The sequence below is a fragment of the Campylobacter sp. CNRCH_2015_0814 genome (genome assembly GCF_025772765.1).
Classification (GTDB): Bacteria; Campylobacterota; Campylobacteria; order Campylobacterales; family Campylobacteraceae; genus Campylobacter_D.
In genome coordinates this window covers 18,890-37,776 of record NZ_JAKMSR010000012.1, presented here as the reverse complement: position 1 = coordinate 37,776, position 18,887 = coordinate 18,890, and the positions used below count along the sequence as shown (strand labels likewise).

At 31.0% G+C, this 18,887-nt stretch carries 18 protein-coding genes; 17 read left to right on the top strand and 1 reads right to left on the bottom strand.

Going from position 1 to position 18,887, the window contains the following annotated elements; genetic code table 11:
• Positions 1 to 17: 17 nt before the first annotated feature.
• On the bottom strand, positions 18 to 1,109 hold the full coding sequence (locus L8X24_RS07055; RefSeq protein WP_263664224.1) for a CinA family protein: 1,092 nt from the start codon (positions 1,107 to 1,109) through the stop codon (positions 18 to 20).
• Positions 1,110 to 1,209: 100 nt separating this feature from the next.
• Here L8X24_RS07055 and ileS point away from each other — a divergent pair, with 100 nt between their 5' ends.
• The 17 genes from ileS (at position 1,210) to L8X24_RS06970 (ending at position 18,887) form a co-directional block, all read left to right on the top strand.
• On the top strand, positions 1,210 to 3,975 hold the full coding sequence (gene ileS / locus L8X24_RS07050; protein ID WP_263664223.1) for an isoleucine--tRNA ligase: 2,766 nt from the start codon (positions 1,210 to 1,212) through the stop codon (positions 3,973 to 3,975).
• 99 nt (positions 3,976 to 4,074) lie between these two features.
• Positions 4,075 to 5,439, top strand: coding sequence for an Asp-tRNA(Asn)/Glu-tRNA(Gln) amidotransferase subunit GatA (gene gatA / locus L8X24_RS07045; RefSeq protein WP_263664222.1), 1,365 nt, complete (start codon positions 4,075 to 4,077; stop codon positions 5,437 to 5,439).
• A gap of 10 nt (positions 5,440 to 5,449) precedes the next feature.
• Positions 5,450 to 6,901: an IMP dehydrogenase gene (guaB, locus tag L8X24_RS07040; RefSeq protein ID WP_263664221.1), complete on the top strand. Its 1,452-nt coding sequence runs from the start codon at positions 5,450 to 5,452 to the stop codon at positions 6,899 to 6,901.
• Positions 6,901 to 7,074 (top strand): exodeoxyribonuclease VII small subunit, encoded by a 174-nt coding sequence (xseB, locus tag L8X24_RS07035; protein ID WP_263664220.1) that lies wholly within the window; start codon positions 6,901 to 6,903, stop codon positions 7,072 to 7,074. The genes guaB and xseB overlap by 1 nt, the downstream gene beginning before the upstream one ends.
• Positions 7,067 to 7,855, top strand: a complete 789-nt coding sequence (locus L8X24_RS07030; protein WP_263664219.1) for a carbon-nitrogen hydrolase family protein — start codon at positions 7,067 to 7,069, stop codon at positions 7,853 to 7,855. Before xseB ends, L8X24_RS07030 begins: the two co-directional genes overlap by 8 nt.
• 35 nt (positions 7,856 to 7,890) lie before the next feature.
• Positions 7,891 to 8,148 carry a hypothetical protein gene (locus tag L8X24_RS07025; RefSeq protein ID WP_263664218.1) on the top strand — a complete coding sequence of 86 codons (258 nt, stop codon included), beginning with the start codon at positions 7,891 to 7,893 and terminating at the stop codon, positions 8,146 to 8,148.
• A 190-nt stretch (positions 8,149 to 8,338) separates the two neighbouring features.
• On the top strand, positions 8,339 to 9,862 hold the full coding sequence (locus tag L8X24_RS07020) for an LTA synthase family protein (protein ID WP_263664217.1): 1,524 nt from the start codon (positions 8,339 to 8,341) through the stop codon (positions 9,860 to 9,862).
• Between the two features lie 88 nt (positions 9,863 to 9,950).
• Positions 9,951 to 11,243, top strand: a complete 1,293-nt coding sequence (gene murC / locus L8X24_RS07015; protein ID WP_263664216.1) for a UDP-N-acetylmuramate--L-alanine ligase — start codon at positions 9,951 to 9,953, stop codon at positions 11,241 to 11,243.
• Positions 11,236 to 11,583: a hypothetical protein gene (locus L8X24_RS07010; RefSeq protein ID WP_133319796.1), complete on the top strand. Its 348-nt coding sequence runs from the start codon at positions 11,236 to 11,238 to the stop codon at positions 11,581 to 11,583. Before murC ends, L8X24_RS07010 begins: the two co-directional genes overlap by 8 nt.
• Complete coding sequence (locus L8X24_RS07005; protein ID WP_263664215.1) at positions 11,583 to 13,781, top strand: endonuclease MutS2; 2,199 nt, start codon at positions 11,583 to 11,585, stop codon at positions 13,779 to 13,781. The genes L8X24_RS07010 and L8X24_RS07005 overlap by 1 nt, the downstream gene beginning before the upstream one ends.
• A gap of 45 nt (positions 13,782 to 13,826) precedes the next feature.
• Entirely contained in the window at positions 13,827 to 14,525 is a 699-nt protein-coding gene (locus L8X24_RS07000; protein WP_263664214.1) for an SIR2 family NAD-dependent protein deacylase, read from the top strand.
• Positions 14,519 to 15,112, top strand: coding sequence for a LysE family transporter (locus L8X24_RS06995; RefSeq protein ID WP_139426965.1), 594 nt, complete (start codon positions 14,519 to 14,521; stop codon positions 15,110 to 15,112). The genes L8X24_RS07000 and L8X24_RS06995 overlap by 7 nt, the downstream gene beginning before the upstream one ends.
• Before the next feature lie 3 nt (positions 15,113 to 15,115).
• Complete coding sequence (gene dapE / locus L8X24_RS06990) at positions 15,116 to 16,216, top strand: succinyl-diaminopimelate desuccinylase (RefSeq protein WP_263664213.1); 1,101 nt, start codon at positions 15,116 to 15,118, stop codon at positions 16,214 to 16,216.
• A 134-nt stretch (positions 16,217 to 16,350) separates the two neighbouring features.
• On the top strand, positions 16,351 to 17,109 hold the full coding sequence (locus L8X24_RS06985; RefSeq protein ID WP_263664212.1) for a CAAX protease: 759 nt from the start codon (positions 16,351 to 16,353) through the stop codon (positions 17,107 to 17,109).
• Positions 17,110 to 17,140: 31 nt separating this feature from the next.
• The gene (gene thiS, locus L8X24_RS06980) at positions 17,141 to 17,332 is read left to right on the top strand and encodes a sulfur carrier protein ThiS (RefSeq protein WP_066006795.1); all 192 of its coding nucleotides are present in this window, start codon (positions 17,141 to 17,143) and stop codon (positions 17,330 to 17,332) included.
• Positions 17,329 to 18,129 (top strand): thiamine biosynthesis protein ThiF, encoded by an 801-nt coding sequence (gene thiF / locus L8X24_RS06975; RefSeq protein ID WP_263664211.1) that lies wholly within the window; start codon positions 17,329 to 17,331, stop codon positions 18,127 to 18,129. Before thiS ends, thiF begins: the two co-directional genes overlap by 4 nt.
• Entirely contained in the window at positions 18,129 to 18,887 is a 759-nt protein-coding gene (locus tag L8X24_RS06970) for a thiazole synthase (protein ID WP_263664210.1), read from the top strand. The genes thiF and L8X24_RS06970 overlap by 1 nt, the downstream gene beginning before the upstream one ends.

The window sequence follows — 18,887 nt, the reverse complement described above, 5'->3', positions numbered from 1 at the left end:
AATACACCATTTTTTGTTTAAACCCCAAAGAAAATTTCAGGTTTTAATCTAAGCATTAAACAATATGCAGCCAAACTAGCTTGTTCTCTTGTGTAGTTTCTATTGCCTTGTATGTGAATGCATTCTTGTAAAAAGGTTCCATCTTTATACATAGCTCCTATGTAGATGGTGCCTGCTTTGGTATTTTTATCATTTTCTTCCCCAGCTACCCCACTAAGTGCTAAAGCAAAATCACAATTTGTGGTTTTAAAAACCCCTTTTAGCATAAAATAAATACAACGATCAGAGTATTCTCCAACACTTTCTAAGGTATCATTGCTCACCCCAAGCCAAGAATTTTTCAAACGATTAGAATAAGTCACCAAAGAGCCTTCAAAAATGCTAGAAATTCCAGAGATTTCAGCAAATTTTGAAGCACAAAGTCCAGCTGTGCAGCTTTCTGCAAAGGAAATTTTTAAGTTTTTTTCTAAAAGTTTTTTAGCTATAAATTTAATAGGATCATTCCCTAAAAATACTTTGCCCGTAAAAAGTTTAAAAACTCCCTTTAAAAAGCCTTCTAGTTTTCCATACTGACTAGTGCTTGCTCTAATACAAATGAGATTATCTAACAATGCACTTGAGCTAGTTTGAATTTCAAAAGAAGTAGTAAGTGTGCTAAGTAAGATATTTGCACTCATTTCATCTATATCTAAAAGACAAAAATAGGCATAATCAAGTTCAGGATTTTGTAAAATCATAGGCAATTTTTGCTCTATATTTATGTTTAATAAATTAATATAGCATTTTTCAAAAGAGCTTAAAAAGGAATTTTTTTCACGTAAAGCTTTTGAAGGTACTAAAGTATCATTTTCTAAGATTAAAACATCATCATTTAAGGTTGCTATGATTTTAGCTATGGTTGCATAGTATTCGCTAATGCTAAAAATGGTTATATAATCATATTCTTTAGAAAGTTTTTCAAGTAAAAAAGGAAGTTCTTTGTCAGGTTTGTTTATAAATTTTAGCTCATGAAGTTCTAAAAATTGTTTTTTGTATTCTTCTTGTATATAATGCATATAATTTTCATTAATAATAATTTCACTACCTATAATGATGATAAGATGTTTCATGGTTTTCCTTTTTTTCTTGCGATTATAACAAAAAAATAAGTGCAAATTAAAAGTATTTTAAGTAGAATTTACTATTTTTAAATTTTTCAAGGTGGATTATATGGATTATAAAGATACGCTATTGCTTCCAAATACGACTTTTGCAATGCGTGCAAATTTAGCAGAGCTTGAGCCTAAGCGTTTTAGCAAGTGGTTTGAAAACAACTATGCTTATGAGAAAATGAAACAAAAAAGACAAGGGGTAAGTGAGAGTTTTACTCTGCATGATGGACCTCCTTATGCTAATGGACATTTGCATATTGGCCATGCTTTAAATAAAATTTTAAAAGATATCATTATAAAAATGCATTATTTTCAAGGTAAAAAAGTGCGTTTTACTCCGGGTTGGGATTGCCATGGTTTACCGATAGAACAGCAAGTTGAAGTTAAGCTTAAAGATAAAAAGCAAAATTTAAGCAAAAAAGAAATTCGTGAGTTTTGCAGAGAGCATGCGAGAGAATTTGTAAATATCCAAAGAGATGAATTTAAGTCTTTGGGTGTGATTGCTGATTGGGATGAGCCATACTTGACTATGAAAAATGCTTTTGAAGCTGACATTTACAAAGCTTTATGTAAAATCGCTAAAAAAGGACTTTTGTTAGAAAGAAGTAAACCTGTTTTTTGGAGCTGGGCTGCTAAGAGTGCGCTAGCAGAAGCTGAAGTAGAGTATGAAGATAAAGAAGATTATTCTATTTTTGTAGCTTTTGAGCTTGATAAGACTTCTCTTGAAAAGCTAGGTGTAAAAAAAGCCAAAGCAGTCATTTGGACTACCACACCTTGGACTTTACCGGCAAATCAAGCTATATCTTTAAATCCAAATGAAAAATATGTTATCACTGAAGAAGGTTATATTTTTGCTAAAGCCTTGCTTGAAAATATGATCAATAAAAACTTCACTCAAGGAAAAATTCAAAAAGAACTTTTAGGTGTTGAATTTGAAAATTTAAGTGCTATTAATCCACTCAATCAAAGAAAATCCACTCTTATTTTAGGCGATCATGTTTTAATGGAAGGCGGGACAGGACTTGTGCATACTGCGCCAGGACATGGTGAGGATGATTATTATGTGTGCTTAAAATATGGCATTGAAGTGATTATGCCAGTAGATGATGGTGGGTGTTATGATGAAACGCTAAGAGCTAAAGGGCTTTTACCAGAGCATTTACTAAATGAATTTATAGGACTTCATATTTTTAAAGCAAATGAGCGTATTTTAGAACTACTTGGCGAAGCTTTGCTTGAAAGTTCTAAATTTACACACTCTTATCCATTTTGTTGGAGAACACATAAACCAGTTATTTATAGAGCTACAAAACAATGGTTTATTTTAATGGATGAGAAAAAATTAGATGGAAAATCTCTAAGGGAGCTAGCGCTAGAGCAGTTAAATAATGTGAAATTTTACCCAGAAAGTGGGGTAAAAAGACTTAGTTCTATGATAGAAAATCGCCCTGATTGGTGTATATCAAGACAAAGAGATTGGGGTGTGCCTATAGCGTTTTTTAGAGATAAAAGCACCAAAGAAGTGATTTTTGATGATGATGTTTTAGATCATTTGGTGGGAATTTTTGAAGCAAATGGAGCTGATGCGTGGTGGGATTTAGAAATAAAAGATTTGTTACCGCCAAATAGCAAATATGATCCAAATAATTTAGAAAAAGTTTATGATATTTTAGATGTTTGGTTTGATAGCGGTAGTACTTGGGAAGCAGTATTAAACTCAGCTAGATATGACGCAGGAGAATATCAAGCTTCGATGTATCTTGAAGGAAGTGATCAGCACCGTGGATGGTTTCAAAGCTCACTTTTAATTTCTACCGCGATTAATCATAAAACCCCATATAAAAGCATACTTACTCATGGCTTTACCGTAGATGAGAAAGGTCAAAAAATGAGTAAATCAAAAGGCAATGTGGTTTTACCTCAAAATGTAGCTAAAAATTATGGGGTAGAAATTTTAAGACTTTGGATAATGCTTAGTGATTATTCAACGGACTTAAAAATTTCAGATAATATCTTAAAACAAGTAAGCGAGCAATATAGAAAGATAAGAAATACTATAAGATTTTTACTTGCAAATACTAATGATATGGAATTTTTAGAAACAAAAAATTTCACACTTTTAGACAAATGGATCTTAATGCGTGCGAAAGTTGCTTTTGAAGCATGTGAAGCTGCTTTTGAAAAATATGAATTTGCAAAGGGCTTTAGTGTGCTTTTAAATTTCTTAAGTGCGGATTTAAGTGGAATTTATTTAGATGTGTGTAAAGATAGATTATATTGTAATGCAAAAGATGACACAAAGAGAGTAAGTGCGCAAAGTGCTATGGTGCTAATAGCTAGAAAACTTTTTACGCTTTTAGCTCCAAGTTTAACTTATACCATAGATGAAGCTTTAGGGCATGCAAATGTGGCTATTAAAGAAAATGCTAAAGATGTGTTTGATTTGGTGTTAAAAAATGGCTTTGATTATGAGTATAAAATCGAAGATGATTTATTTATAAAATCAAGGGAAAAATTCTTTGAACTTGTTGATGTATTAAAAAAAGATAAAATCATCAAATCAACTCTAGAGTTAAGCTTACAAACAAGCGCAAATGAGCTCTTGAGTGAAGATATTGAAGAAGTAGCTGATTGGTTTATGGTAAGCTTGGTAGAAAGCTTAGATGATAAAAAAGCTTTGAGTGAGTTTAAAATAGATGATCATAGTTTTAAAATCGTGCGTTCTTCATTACACAAGTGTCCAAGATGTTGGAAGTTTTTAGCAAAAGAAGAAGAATGTTTATGTCCAAGATGTAATAGCGTGGAAAAAGCAAAAAATGTTTGAACAAGCTTTACCTTTTAGCGTGGTAGTGATTACTTTATTAGGCTTTTTATTTATCACGCTTTTTTTGTTTTATTTGGTTAAAAAATTTAAGGATAAATAATGATAACTTTAAAAGAAGCTTTGAAATTTTCAAATGAAGAATTAGAAAATCTAAAAAAAGAATTAAATGAAAAAGCACATCAGCAAAAGCATTTGGGTGCTTATGTAGAGCAGTTTTTAAATAAAGATTTAAGCACTTCAGGCGCTGGCGTACCAGTAGCTATAAAAGATAATATTAGCGTAAAAGATTGGGAATTAACTTGTAGTTCTAAAATTTTACAAGGCTATGTAGCTCCTTATGATGCAAGTGCTATTGTGAATTTACGTAAAAATAATTTTGCTCCATTTGGAAGATGTAATATGGATGAGTTTGCTATGGGAAGTACGAGTGCGACTTCTTTTTATGGTAAGACTTTAAACCCACTTGATAATACTAAAGTCCCAGGTGGAAGTAGTGGAGGGAGTGCTGCGGCTGTAGCTGCGGGGATAGCTTTGGCAAGTTTGGGCTCAGATACGGGTGGTTCGGTAAGACAGCCTGCTGCATTTTGTGGTTGTGTTGGGTTTAAGCCAAGTTATGGAAGAGTTAGTAGGTATGGTTTAGCAGCGTATTCTTCAAGTCTTGATCAAATCGGAGTTTTAACGCAAAATGTTGAAGATGCTGCGATTTTGTATGATGCTATTGCAGGTTATGATGAAAAAGATAGCACAAGTGCAAATATAGCTTTTGAGCCAACTGCACCAAAACTAAATGCAAATAAAAAGCTAAAAATAGCTGTGATTAAAAACTATGTAGAACAAACCAATGATGATGTAAAACAAGTCTTATTAAAAACCATAGATATGCTAAAAGTAAATGGACATGAGATTGTTTATAAAGACTTAATGGATTCTACATTTGATGTTGCAGCTTATTATATCATAGCAGCAGCTGAAGCAAGTGCAAATTTGAGTCGTTATGATGGTGTAAGATATGGCAGAAGAAGCGAAAAATGTGACAATCTTAGCCAAATGTATGTAAATAGCAGAAGTGAAGGCTTTGGCGAGGAAGTAAAAAGAAGAATTTTACTAGGAACCTTTGTTTTAAGTAGTGGGTATTATGATGCATACTATATCAAAGCACAAAAGGCTAGAAGATTTATCAAGCAAAAATATGAGGAAATTTTAAACGATTGTGATTTGATTTTTATGCCAGTTGCTCCAAGCGTTGCTTTTGGCTTTAATGATGTTAAAACCCCTATTCAAATGTATTTAGAAGATGTATTTACTATTTCAGTGAATTTAGCAGGACTTGGTGGCATTAGCGTGCCAGTAGGAAAAAATGAAAATGGACTTAATATCTCTGCGCAGCTTATCTGTAAAGCTTACGATGAACAAACTTTACTAGATGGCGCTTTAAGCTTAGAAGAAATTATTAAAAATAAATAAAGGAAAAATTATGAAAATCATCAAACGCGCTTTGACTTTTGAAGATGTTTTACTAGTTCCTCAATATTCTGAGGTTTTGCCTAAAGAAGTAGATATCAAAACAAAACTTACAAAAAATATTACCTTAAATATGCCTTTAATTTCAGCTGCTATGGATACGGTTACTGAGCATAGAGCAGCTATTATGATGGCAAGACTTGGTGGTATAGGGGTGATCCATAAAAATATGGATATAGCTTCACAAGTTAGAGAGATAAAAAGAGTTAAAAAAAGCGAAAGTGGCGTGATTATGGATCCTATTTACATAGGGGCTAAAGCAAGCGTTAAAGAAGCGCTAGAACTCATGGCTGAATATAGAATTTCAGGAGTTCCTGTGGTAGATGAAAATAAAACCCTAATAGGAATTTTAACTAATCGTGATTTGAGATTTGAAACTAATTTTGATAATTTAGTAGAAAATGTAATGACAAAAATGCCTTTAATCACTGCTAAAAAAGGCTCTACTTTAGATGATGCAGAAAGGATTTTCTCTACTAATAAAGTAGAAAAACTTCCAATCGTAGATGAAAATAATCGTTTAGAAGGTTTGATTACTATAAAAGATTTAAAAAAACGTAAAGAATATCCAAATTCAAATAAAGATGCCTATGGAAGATTAAGAGTAGCTGCAGCCGTGGGTGTAGGTCAGCTTGATCGCGTAAAGGCTTTAGTGGAAGCTGAAGTTGATGTTATAGTAATGGATAGTGCGCATGGACATTCTAAAGGTATTATTGATACATTAAAAGCAATTAAGGCTGAGTTTAATGTAGATGTGATAGTAGGAAATGTTGCAAGTGCTAAAGCGGTTAAAGATTTATGTGAAGCAGGCGCGGACGCTGTTAAGATAGGTATAGGGCCTGGAAGTATTTGTACTACACGCATTGTTTCGGGTGTGGGTGTGCCTCAAATTTCAGCCATAGATGAATGTGCGATAGAAGCAAGTAAATACGGCGTGCCAGTAATCGCTGATGGGGGTATAAAATACTCAGGTGATATTGCAAAAGCTATTGCAGCAGGTGCAAGTAGTGTGATGATAGGTTCACTTTTAGCAGGAACTGATGAGAGTCCAGGTGAGTTATTTACTTACCAAGGAAGACAATATAAGAGTTATCGTGGTATGGGAAGCTTAGGTGCTATGCAAAAAGGAAGTTCAGATAGATATTTCCAAGAAGGTACAGCTCAAGATAAACTTGTACCTGAGGGAATTGAAGGTAGGGTACCTTATGTAGGAAGTATAAAAAGTGTAGTTCATCAACTTTTAGGTGGACTTAGATCTTCTATGGGTTATGTAGGTGCAGTAGATATCAAAGCTTTCCAAGAAAGAGCTGAATTTGTAGAAATCACCGCAGCAGGATTAAAAGAAAGCCATGTGCATGATGTAACTATCACTGCTGAAGCACCAAATTATAAGGTAAGTAATTAATGGAATTTGAAGATTATATCAAACAAGCTGAGCTTTCTTTGGAAAAACTTAACGATAAAGATTTAGACCTTAAAACTTGTGTGGAAATTTATAAAGAAGGTTTAAAAAGTATCAAACAAGCAAGAACTATGCTTGAAAATGCTAAATTAGAAATCGAGCAAGTAGATGAGTAGTGTTGTAGCTTTACAATTTCCGACTTTAGCTTTGAGTGAGTCAAGGCTTGATTATTATCTAAAAGCTGCTAAGGAAAGTGGTGCTAATTTGGTGGTTTTAGGTGAGTATGTTTTAAATAGTTTTTTTAGTGAGCTTAAGAGCATGCCAAAAAGTATGATTAAAGAGCAAAGCCAAAGTAAAAAGGCAAGCTTGATAAAACTTGCTAAAAAATATGATTTAAACATTATTGCACCTTTCATAAGTGTAGAAAATGATGGTTTAAAAAAACTATGCTTAAAAGTAAGCCCACAAAATGTAAAAATGTATGAGCAACAAATTTTAATGCCTTATGCACACTGGAATGAAGAAAAATTTTTTAACAATAAAAAAACTGATAAACTTAAACTTTTTACTTTCGCGCATGAGGGTTTAAAATGCGCTTTGCTTTTTGGCTTTGAGGCGCATTTTGATATCTTTTGGCAAATGATTATGAAAAAAAAGATAGACTTAGTCATCATTCCTACAGCTAGCACCTTTGAAAGTAATCAAAGATGGCTAGAACTTTTAAAAACAAGAGCCTTTTTAAACTCAACAAGCGTTTTAAGGGTTAATCGCATAGGTAGCCCAAAGCAAGAAAATGATTGGAAATTTTATGGAGATAGCTTTTTTATCAATGCTTTTGGAGAGGTGCAAGAGCAACTTGGCGATCAAGAAGAAATGCTTGTGGTAGAAGTTAATAAAGCAAATGAAGCTAGAAATTTATGGGGCTTTGATAAACTTATAAAAAATTACGAAGAGTAATCTTTTTAACAAGAAAATATTATTAAAGGTGTATAATGAGAAAAATTTTATTGCAAATTCTTTCTTTTAGTTTTATTTTTATGGGAATTTTTGCTTTAGTTAGGTTTTTGATGATAAAAAATTTAACCAATGAAAGTGAAAATACCTTAATGGTGTATGTATATGGACTAGGTCATGATATGAGAACCTTTAGTGCTATTTTTTTACCTCTATTTTTGTGTGGTTTATTTTCTTATATAAATTTGGTTTTTAAGGATAGAAAATACCACGCTACGGGGGGGGGTAATCGCTAAATTTTATATTTATCTTTCTAGTTTTTATGTAGCTTTTATAGCTTTTGTTGTTTTAATTTCTGCGTTTATACATTATTATTACTTTCAACTTTATGCAAGCAAAATTGATATTTTTATTTTTGGTTTAAAAGATGATAATACTAAGGCGATATTATCTATAGTTTTTTCTGATTATCCCATTATAAAAGCATTGTTATTAGCTGTAATTTTTAGTATATTTTGTTTTTATCTTAATATTAAAATTCTTAGCTTAAAATTAGAGACTATTAAAGTAAAATTTGTATTTTTTATTTTATTAAACATTTTACTAATTTATGCTTATATTGTAGCGCTAAGAGGACATTTTACTTATAATGCGCTAAGAGCTTCAAGTTATGTATTTAGCACCATAAAAGCTTTTAATGAAATTTCTACAAATCCTTTGATGGCTTTTTCATGGGCATATAAAGAGTATAAAAATCAACAAGAATTTAAAAGCGTAGATATAAAACAGCTTAATCAACTAGAAGAAAAACTTTTTCCTATGTTTGATACTACTTTGACACATCAAAATCATGCTAAAAATCATATTTATATTAATATCATGGAAAGTTTTGGTTTAAATTTAACTGAGTTTAGCACTGAAAATACTAATCTTTTGGGAAATTTAAAAAAACATTTTGAGCAAGATATTATTTTTACTAGATTTTTATCTAGTGCAAACAATACCATAGAAAGTTTTAATCGTTTGGTTTTTTTAAGTCCAAATATTATTTCAAATGGATTATATCAAAAAGAAAAATTAGCCTTTACGCCTTTGCAAATTTACAAGAATGCAGGGTATAAAATAGTTTTTGTTTATAGTGGTAATGCTTCTTGGTATAATCTTGGCAATTATTTTAAAAATCAAGGTGTAGATGAAATTATAGATGAAAATACGCTTATGCAAGATTTTCCACAAGCTAAAAAAACAAAACACAAATACGGTATAGCTGATGAGTTTATGTATAAAAAAATATATTCTATTTTTGAAAATGCTAAAAATCCTACGCTAGTTATTTCTCTTAGTATTTCCACTCATAGACCTTATATACACAAAAGCAAAACACAACTTATCGATGAGAATGCTTTAGATAAAAAGATATTAAATCAATTTATTATCAGTGATTTTATAGGTGCTTTAAATGCTTATGCGTATGCAAATGATGAATTTGGAAAATTTTTAGATCGCATAAAAGAAAGTAGTTTGAGAGAAAATATTATTATTGCTGCTACAGGTGATCATAGATTTAGAGATATTAAAATGGATATAAAATCCCAAAAAGCTTTTGCTTATAGTGTACCTTTTTATTTATATCTTCCAAAGTATTTAAAAAATGATATTTATTATGATAAAAATCGTGTGGGTTCGCATAAGGATATTTTTCCAACGCTTTATAATCTTACTCTTAGTGATACAAAATATTTAAGTTTAGGAGGAAGAGATATATTAGCACCTATAAAAAACGAAAAGCTAGAATTTGGTTTTAATGAGCTTGTTTGGATTGATCAAAATGGAGTGTATGATGGAAATAATGGTTATTATTTTGAAAATAATACTAGTATAAAAGATACAAATAAGGCTTTTGAGTTAGATTTATATCATAAAAATTTTTCAAAAAATTATAAAGATTTATTTCAAAAGCAATTAAATTATAGACTAATTAATCTTAAAACATCAAACAATGGTGATTAGATTTTATTTATAAAGATTTTTTATATTTTATTTTTAGTAAATAAATGATAAAATTTTGCCTTAAATTTTCAAAAAATTTGAGGCAAGAATGCAAAAAATTCATTTTATAGGTATAGGTGGTATTGGAATTTCAGCTTTGGCGAGATTTTTAAAAGAACAAGGCTTTAAGATTAGTGGTTCTGATATCAAAGAAAGTAAAATCACAAAAGAATTAGAAAAAGAAGGCATAGATATAAAAATTCCTCATCATAAAGACAATATCAAAGATGTGGATTTGGTGGTATATTCAGCTGCTATTAAAGAAGATAATGAAGAATTAATCAGCGCAAAAAAGCAAAACATCACAACACTTTCAAGAAAAGAAGCCTTGCCTATGATTTTAAAAGACAAAAGAGTTTTTGCAGTTGCCGGAGCTCATGGCAAAAGTACAACTTCAAGCATTTTAGCAAGCTTGATAGAAGCTTCTGTGATTATTGGTGCAGTGTTAAAAGAAAGTGGCACTAATATGCTTTATAAAGAAAGTGAAAATCTCATTTTTGAAGCTGATGAGAGCGATAGTTCTTTTTTAAACTCAAATCCTTATTTGGCTATAGTGACTAATGTTGAAGCAGAACATTTAGATCATTATGGAAACGATCTTGAAAAATTACACAAAGCTTATGAGGACTTTTTGCATTTGTCTAAAATTCAAGTGATTAATGCTGAAGATGAGTTTTTATCAAGTTTAAATTTAAATAACGCTAAAAAACTTTACCCAAGTAAAGATATCACAAATATTTATATGAAAGTAGAAAATTTTAAGCCAAAAACCTATTTTACGCTTAAAGATTTAGGCGAATTTAGCGTTTTTGGTATGGGTGAGCATGTAGCGATGGATGCTGCTTTGGCTATTTTGGCTGCGAGTGAATTTATAAATATAGAAGAGCTAAAAACTAAGCTTTTAAAATATCAAGGCATTAAAAAAAGATTTGATATTTTATTTGCAAATGAAAATATGGCTTTGATTGATGATTATGGACATCATCCAACAGAAATCAAAACCACACTTAAAGCAGCAAGTGAGTATGCAAGGCTAGCTGGATATGAAAAAATTATAGCTATTTTTGAGCCTCACCGTTATACGCGTTTAAGTGCAAATATAGAGTATTTTAGTGAAGTTTTAGTAAATGTTGATGAACTTTATATTTTACCTGTATATGCAGCAGGAGAAGCTAAAATAGAGATTAGTATGCAAAAATACTTTCCAAAGGCTAAATTTATAAAAGAAATCAAAAGAGAAGAAAATGCTATTTATCTTGATGATGAGTTGATTGAAAATGGTTTGGTAATAGGCTTTGGTGCGGGAGATATCAGCACAAAGCTCAGGGGAAAGTATGTTTAAGATTTTTTTATATATCTTAGCTTTTTTTGCGATTTTGCTTTTTTTTGTTTTTTTACGTAAAAAAATAGGCAAGATTAGTAATTATCTTTTGATTTTAGTATTGATTTTAATGATTGCTTTTGCGATTAAATTTGAGTTAAGTGCTACAAGAAGTGGTGTTTTAAAAAAAGAAACACTCAATGCGTTTTTACAAGGACAAAGTCTAATTTGTAAAGATATTAATGTCACCAAAGAGTATTTTAACTTCGAGCATGGAACACAAAGTTTTATTTCAAATGGCAAAAATAAACAATTTAAAGCCTATGTTTTTGATATAAAAGATTGCAAGGTAGATAAATAATGCAAGAGCAATTTTTTAAAAAGCTAGATTTAGATGGCTATATAGAAGACTTTAGAGGACTTTTTGCAAGAGATAAAGAATTTTTTTTACAAGGCGATAGTAAGCTTCATTATAAAAGGATTAATGAGCTTTCGCTGATAGATTTTAATCCCCCGCCTATGATAGAAGAGCTAAATGGTGCTTTAACTCATCTTAGCAAGCAAGGAATTTTGCATTTAAGTCAAAGCTTTGAATTTATTAAAATCTGTATGTATTTTAGATACTTAAAGGGCTTAAAATTTGAAGAAAGTTTAAGAGAATGGCTTTTAAAAATAGAAATTCCACAAGCTATTTTAGAGCTTTTTGAGTATTTTGATGAAAAGGGTGAGATTAAAGAAAGTGTTGATGAAAGACTTGTTAATTTAAATTTAGCTCTAAAAATGAAAAAAGAAAGCTTGGTGGCCGAGTTTAAAAAACTCACCTATACTAAAAATCTTAGTGCTTATTTAATTGATACACAAATCCATCTTATCAATGGTATGGAAGCCTTGCTTTTACGCGGTGGGTTTAATCATGTCTTAAAAGCAAAAATCATAGGTAGAAGTAGTGGTGGCGGATTTTATGTGGTGCCTTTAAGCGTAGAAAAAATTCAAAGCCAAATTGATGAAATCAAAGATGCTAAAGAAGAAATTTTTTATGAGTATGCTAAAAAAATTAGCTTGACTTTTTATAAAAATTTGATGTTTTTGAAATTTATCAATAATGCTTTTGATTTATTTGATCATTATAGCGCTAGAGTTTTGATGGCTAAAAAACATGATTATGAGTTTGTTTTAGCTGATAGTTCTAATAATTTAAGTTTATATAACTTCGCACATCCTGCTTTAAAGAATGCAAAAAGCGTTAATATAGAGTTTAATAAAAAAGTTTTAATCATCACAGGTGTAAATGCAGGTGGTAAGTCTATGCTTTTAAAAGGAATTTTAAGTGCAGCTTTACTTGCAAAGCATTTGCTTCCTATGAAAATTAATGCACAAAAAAGCCAAATAGGAAATTTCAAAGAATTTGATGCGATTTTAGAAGATCCACAAAATGTAAAAAACGATATTTCTACTTTTGCAGGAAGAATGTTACATTTTTCTAAGCTTTTAGGTAAGAAAAATGTTTTATTAGGGGTTGATGAGATAGAGCTTGGGACAGATTTTGAAGAAGCTGCGTGTTTATATACTGAGCTTATTTCTAAGCTTTTAGAACAAGATAATAAAATCATCATCACAACTCATCATAAACGCCTTGCTATGCTTTTGGCCAAAAATTCACAAGTAGAACTCATCGCTGCTTTGTATGATGAAGAATTATCACGCCCAAAATATGAGTTTTTAAAAGGCACTATAGGCAAATCTTATGCATTTGAAACGGCTTTAAGATATGGCATAAGTGCAAATTTAGTGCAAAATGCTAAAAAGCTTTATGGAGAAGATAAAGAAAATTTAGAAGAAATGGTAAGTAAAAATATCAATCTTGAACTTTCTTTACGTAAGAAAAATGAAGAGCTTGAGAAAAAAGAAGCTAAGGTAGATGAAATTTTACTTTCACTTAAAGATCAAAAAGAAAAAAATGAGCAAGAATTTAAAAAGCTTATTTCTAATTTAGAATTTAAATATCACAAAGCCATAGAAGAAGCTAAAAAAACGATAAATCTAAAAGATATTAAAGAAAAACAAAGAAGTTTAAACAAAGCCAATGAACTTAAAAAAAGTATTGTTTTACCAAGTATGGAACAAAATGAAGAACTTAAAGTTGGGGATTTTGTAAAATATGAAAAAATCAAAGGTAAAATCACTGCAATTTCAAAAAATGACGCGATGATTCAAAGTGATGGTTTGAGTTTGCGTGTACCATTAAAGCTTCTTAAAAAAAGCAATCAAACCCCTACACAAAAGGTAAAATCAAGTGTTAATATAACCCGTCCAAGCGCTTTAAATATGACTTTAGATTTGCACGGCTTAAGAAGTGATGAAGCGCTTGAAAGATTAGATAAATTTATTTCTGATGCTTTGATAGTAGGTTTTGATGAGGTGATAGTTTATCATGGTATAGGCACGGGGAAATTAGCTTTTGCGGTAAAAGAGTTTTTAAAAGCTCACAAAAGTGTAAAAAGCTTTAGTGACGCACCGATTAATCAAGGTGGTTTTGGTGCTAAGGTGGTTAAGCTTTAAGTAAAATTATAGTAAAACCTTTAAAACAATAATGAGGTTTATTAAATGAAACAAGTGATGATTTTAAGTGGAGCAGGTTTATCCGCTCCAAGTGGTATAAAAACTTTTAGAGCTAGCGGTGGATTATGGGAAGAGCATGATGTAATGGAAGTTTGCTCTGCAACTGGCTTTAGAAAAAATCCTAAAAAAGTTTTAGAATTTTATAATAAAAGAAGAAAAGAGCTAGCTGATGTTAAGCCAAATCACGCACATAAAATCATCGCTTTATTAAAACAAAAATTTCCAAAACAAATTAGCATTTTAACGCAAAATGTAGATGATTTGTTAGAGCGAGCAGGTTGTGAAGAAGTGGTGCATTTGCACGGTTTCTTACCTGAACTTAGGTGTTTAGAGTGTGAAAATATTTTTAACATAGGCTATGAAAGTAGTGATGATGAAATTTGTCCTAAATGCCAAAGCAAAAGTGTAAGGCACAATATAGTGATGTTTGAAGAAATGGCGCCAAATTATAAAATTTTATATGAAAAATTACAAAATTGTGATTTATTTGTATGTATAGGCACAAGCGGGCAGGTTTTACCCGTGGGAGAATATGCAAGAGTATGCAAGCAAAGTATATTAAATAATCTTGATGAGGATAAATATTTAGAAAGTAATTTCACAAAAGTTTATATAGAAGATGTTTGCACGGCCATTGATAAAATCAAAATCGATATAGAAAATTTCTTGGAAGCAAAATGCTAGAAGTAATCTTACAAGGCATAATTTTAGGTATGGGTGTGTCTGTGCCTTTTGGGCCTGTGAATATTTTGATCTTAAATACTGCTTTATCTTCTTTTAAAAATGCTTTTTGTGTTGGGCTTGGCGCTTTAAGTGCTGATATACTTTTTTTGATTTTGATTAATCTTGGGCTTTTAAGCTTTGCAAATAATGAATTTTTTTATAAAATACTAGCAGTTTTTGGCTTTTTCTTTTTGAGTTTTATGGTATTTTTAATGCTAAGAAAAACAAGAAAAGTCGATCTTAACAAGGTAAATAAAACACATCCTTTAAAAGGTTTTAGTAAAGGATTTTTCTTAAATGTTACAAATCCTTATGTTATAGGCTTTTGGGTGAGTGTAGCAGGGCTTAGTATGCAGAGTAAAAACTCTTTTGCTTTGCTTTTTGGTTTGGTGGGTTTTATTGTATTTTGGATTTTTACTCTATCGTTTTTTGTGTCTAAATTCAAAGCCCTTGTGAAAAATAAACATATATTTTACATTAATCTTTTTTCAGCATTTATTTTAGAGTATTTTGCTCTTTCTATGCTGTATAAAGCTTTTATAGGATAAAACATGCAAGTAGTTGAAATTTTTAAAGAATTAAGTAAATTTAAATCCATCACTCCAGATGATGATGGAGCATTAAATTATATCGCAGTGGAGTTAAGTGATTTTGAAGCTTTTTTTATAGAAAAAGAAGGTGTGAAAAATCTTTTGCTGACTAAAAAATTTAGCGATGATGGGGAACATTTGGCTTTTGGTGGGCATGTGGATGTAGTGCCTGCGGGAGAGGGTTGGAGTAGTGATCCTTTTGAGCCTTTAGAAAAAGATGGGTTTATTTATGTAAGAGGCGCGCAAGATATGAAAAGTGGTGTGGCTGCTTTTATGTGTGCGGTTAAGGAAGTGGAAAATTTCAAAGGAAGAATTTCGCTGATTTTAACAAGTGATGAAGAAGGCGAGGCTAAATTTGGCACGCTTGAAGTGCTTAAATTTATGCAAGAAAAAGATATGCTACCTGATTTTGCTGTGGTTGCTGAGCCAACTTGTGATAAAAAATTTGGAGATAGTATTAAAATAGGGCGTCGTGGCTCTATCAATGCAAAATTACTCATCAAAGGCAAACAAGGTCATGTAGCATACCCGCAAAAATGCATTAATCCTGTGCATAATTTTGCTTCTGCTTTGAAATTTTTAGCAGGATTTGATCTTGATCCAGGTGATGAGATATTTGCACCATCTAAAATTGTTATTACTGATATACGCGGTGGTATGGAAGTGTGCAATGTAACTCCAAATGATTTAAAACTGATGTTTAATGTAAGAAATTCTCCACAAACTAGCTTAGAAGATGTAAAAGCTTATGTAGAAAAGACTTGTGAAGGACTTGATTATGAATTAAGCATAAATCAAAGCTCAAAGCCTTTTTTAACACAAAGTGATTCTAAAATCGTACAAAAACTAAATGAGAGCGTACAAAAAATCACTCAAATAGTGCCAGAACTTAACACCAAAGGTGGCACAAGCGATGCAAGATATTTTGCTGAGTTTGGTGTGAAGGTAGTAGAATTTGGTGTGTGTAATGATAGAATTCATGCAATTGATGAAAGAGTGAGTATAGAAGAACTTGAAAAATTGTATTTAGTTTTTAAAGATTTATTAGAGAATTTTAACTAGGAAAAAACATGGATATAATAGGAATTTAGAGTAGCCTCTCATTTAAGAGTACCTTGCAGCTACCGGCAAGTTAGCCCTCTAAACTTCCAAAATTATATCATTAATTTTTTAAAATGGAATTAATAGGAAGTGAAATGTCTTTTGAGCTTGATGTAAGTAGCTATGAAAAAATAGAAAAGCTATTTATCAATTTTAAATTAAAATGTGATTTTAAATTTAGAATGATAAAAGGGATCAATGTTTTGCATTTTGGATATTTATGGGGAGCTTGCAAAGAAGCACAAAAGATTCTAGAAAAAAATCAAAAATGCGAAGATTTGTTTGAGCTAATTATGAAAATTTATTCCAAAAGACGTAAAAATCATCAAGCAAATTTTTTACTTTTACAATGTTATGAAAATGCTCTAAGAAGTACTTTAGCAGTAAAAATAGCAAATTTGTATAATAAGTTGGATGATGATTGGTTTAAATCTAGTAAAGAAGTTTTTAATCCTGCTTTAAAAAATCTTTTAAAAAAAGTTAAAAAGAGATGTCAAAAAATAGATGAATATAATAGTACTTGGCAAATTTTTGATGATTTTTGTTTGATTGATTTAGAAGAGATATTGATAGATCATTGGAGTGAATTTGCTTATATATTTAAAGATAAAAAAATATATAAAAATCAAGTCTTACCAAGTTTTGGCACCAAAGAGCATCTTAAGACAAAACTAAGTCAAATAAGAAAAGCTAGAAACGAAACCTACCATAATAAACCTACAAAAATAAAATTTAAAAAAGATTTGAAAATTTTACTTTTGAGACTTGGTTATAATTTAGAAGATGCTATTGATATTGGAGAGATAAAAGAAGCTATTATTTTAAGATTTAATTATAATAATGCAAGCGAGTAAGTATTTTAAGTAAAATAAATAAAGGTTTTAAATGATTATCAATGGACAAAAGCTTGAGTTAAAAGAGCTTAGATTTATGGATTATGTTAAAGAAAAGCAATTAAAAATAGAATTTATCGCCTTAGAATTAAACGGAGAAATTATCCCGAGGGATAAATTTGAAAATCTAATCTTAAAAGAAAATGATAAAGTAGAGATTGTTACTTTTGTAGGTGGTGGTTGATGAGAATTAAATTTAATGGTAGCATGATAGACACGCATTTTAAAAACACTTTGGAATTTTTTCAAAGTGTGAGTAAAAATGAAAATGATGTATGGATAGTCAATGGTTTTGCAACAAAAGAAAGTTTGGAGCTAAAAGAAAATGATGAACTTTTTTGTATAGAAAAAAATACTTTACCATCATATGAAGCTCTTGATGCTATGATGAGAGCAAGACATACTCCAAAGCTTCATGATAAACTCAAAAAGGCAAGTGTAGCAGTGTGTGGGCTTGGTGGGCTTGGCTCGCATATAGCTATAAATTTAGCAAGAAGTGGGGTTGGTAGGCTTCATTTGATTGATTTTGATGTGGTGGATCCAAGCAATCTTAACCGTCAAGCTTATATGGTGGAAGATTTAGGTAAATTTAAGGCTGAAGCTTTAAAAGATCAAATCGCTAAAATTAATCCTTTTATAGAAGTATTTGCACAAGTTTTAAAAATAGAAAAAGAAAATATAGCCGAACTTTTTACAAATGATGATTTAGTTTGTGAAGCCTTTGATAGTGCAAAATACAAAGCTCTTTTAGCGCAAAATTTTCACCAATACTATCCTCAAAAAACATTAATTTGTGCTTCTGGCTTAGCAGGATATGGCGATAGCAACAGCATACAAACAAGAAAAATAGCAAAAAACTTTTATGTTTGTGGTGATTTAAAAAATGAGGCAAAAGTAGGCAATGGACTTATGGCACCGCGTGTAAATATTTGCGCAGGACATCAAGCAAATTTAGTTTTAGAACTTTTAGCGAGCGAGTAATGGAAAAATTAAAAATAGGAAAATATGAGTTTAATTCTAGGTTTATTTTAGGTTCTGGGAAATTTTCTTTTGATCTTATAAAATCAGCCATTGAAGAGGCAAAAGTTGAGATTATCACCTTAGCTTTGCGTAGGGTAAATGATAAAGGCATAGAAAATATACTTGATTTTATCCCAAAGCATATTAAGCTTTTACCAAATACTTCAGGTGCAAGAAATGCTAATGAGGCATTGCGTATAGCAAGACTTGCAAGAGAGCTTGGTTGTGGAGATATGATTAAGGTTGAAGTAATTAGCGATAGTAAATATTTATTACCGGATAATTATGAAAGTATAAAAGCAGTAGAACTTTTAGCAAATGAGGGTTTTACACCTTTAGTTTATATGTATCCTGATTTATATGCAGCACGTGCTATGGCTAATGCAGGAGCTGCTGCTATAATGCCTCTTGGAGCTCCCATAGGAAGCAATAAAGGCTTAAAAACTAAAGAATTTATACAAATTTTACTTAATGAAATTAGTTTGCCTATTATAGTTGATGCAGGCATAGGAAATCCCGCACAAGCTTGTGAAGCCATGCAAATGGGAGTAAGTGCAGTGATGGCAAATACTGCCATAGCTCAAGCTAAAGATGTAGCAAAAATGGCAAAGGCTTTTGCTTTGGCTATAGAAGCAGGATATAATGCGTATTTAGCAGGCATAGCAAATGAAAGCACGCCAAGTGCAAGCTCGCCTTTGAGTGGTTTTTTAAGAGATTAA

Coding starts and splice junctions, on each gene's coding strand:
- L8X24_RS07055 (WP_263664224.1), bottom strand. CDS start 1,109: ATGAAACATCTTATCATCATTATAGGTAGTGAAATTATTATTAATGAA.
- ileS (WP_263664223.1), top strand. CDS start 1,210: ATGGATTATAAAGATACGCTATTGCTTCCAAATACGACTTTTGCAATG.
- gatA (WP_263664222.1), top strand. CDS start 4,075: ATGATAACTTTAAAAGAAGCTTTGAAATTTTCAAATGAAGAATTAGAA.
- guaB (WP_263664221.1), top strand. CDS start 5,450: ATGAAAATCATCAAACGCGCTTTGACTTTTGAAGATGTTTTACTAGTT.
- xseB (WP_263664220.1), top strand. CDS start 6,901: ATGGAATTTGAAGATTATATCAAACAAGCTGAGCTTTCTTTGGAAAAA.
- L8X24_RS07030 (WP_263664219.1), top strand. CDS start 7,067: ATGAGTAGTGTTGTAGCTTTACAATTTCCGACTTTAGCTTTGAGTGAG.
- L8X24_RS07025 (WP_263664218.1), top strand. CDS start 7,891: ATGAGAAAAATTTTATTGCAAATTCTTTCTTTTAGTTTTATTTTTATG.
- murC (WP_263664216.1), top strand. CDS start 9,951: ATGCAAAAAATTCATTTTATAGGTATAGGTGGTATTGGAATTTCAGCT.
- L8X24_RS07010 (WP_133319796.1), top strand. CDS start 11,236: ATGTTTAAGATTTTTTTATATATCTTAGCTTTTTTTGCGATTTTGCTT.
- L8X24_RS07005 (WP_263664215.1), top strand. CDS start 11,583: ATGCAAGAGCAATTTTTTAAAAAGCTAGATTTAGATGGCTATATAGAA.
- L8X24_RS07000 (WP_263664214.1), top strand. CDS start 13,827: ATGAAACAAGTGATGATTTTAAGTGGAGCAGGTTTATCCGCTCCAAGT.
- L8X24_RS06995 (WP_139426965.1), top strand. CDS start 14,519: ATGCTAGAAGTAATCTTACAAGGCATAATTTTAGGTATGGGTGTGTCT.
- dapE (WP_263664213.1), top strand. CDS start 15,116: ATGCAAGTAGTTGAAATTTTTAAAGAATTAAGTAAATTTAAATCCATC.
- L8X24_RS06985 (WP_263664212.1), top strand. CDS start 16,351: ATGTCTTTTGAGCTTGATGTAAGTAGCTATGAAAAAATAGAAAAGCTA.
- thiS (WP_066006795.1), top strand. CDS start 17,141: ATGATTATCAATGGACAAAAGCTTGAGTTAAAAGAGCTTAGATTTATG.
- L8X24_RS06970 (WP_263664210.1), top strand. CDS start 18,129: ATGGAAAAATTAAAAATAGGAAAATATGAGTTTAATTCTAGGTTTATT.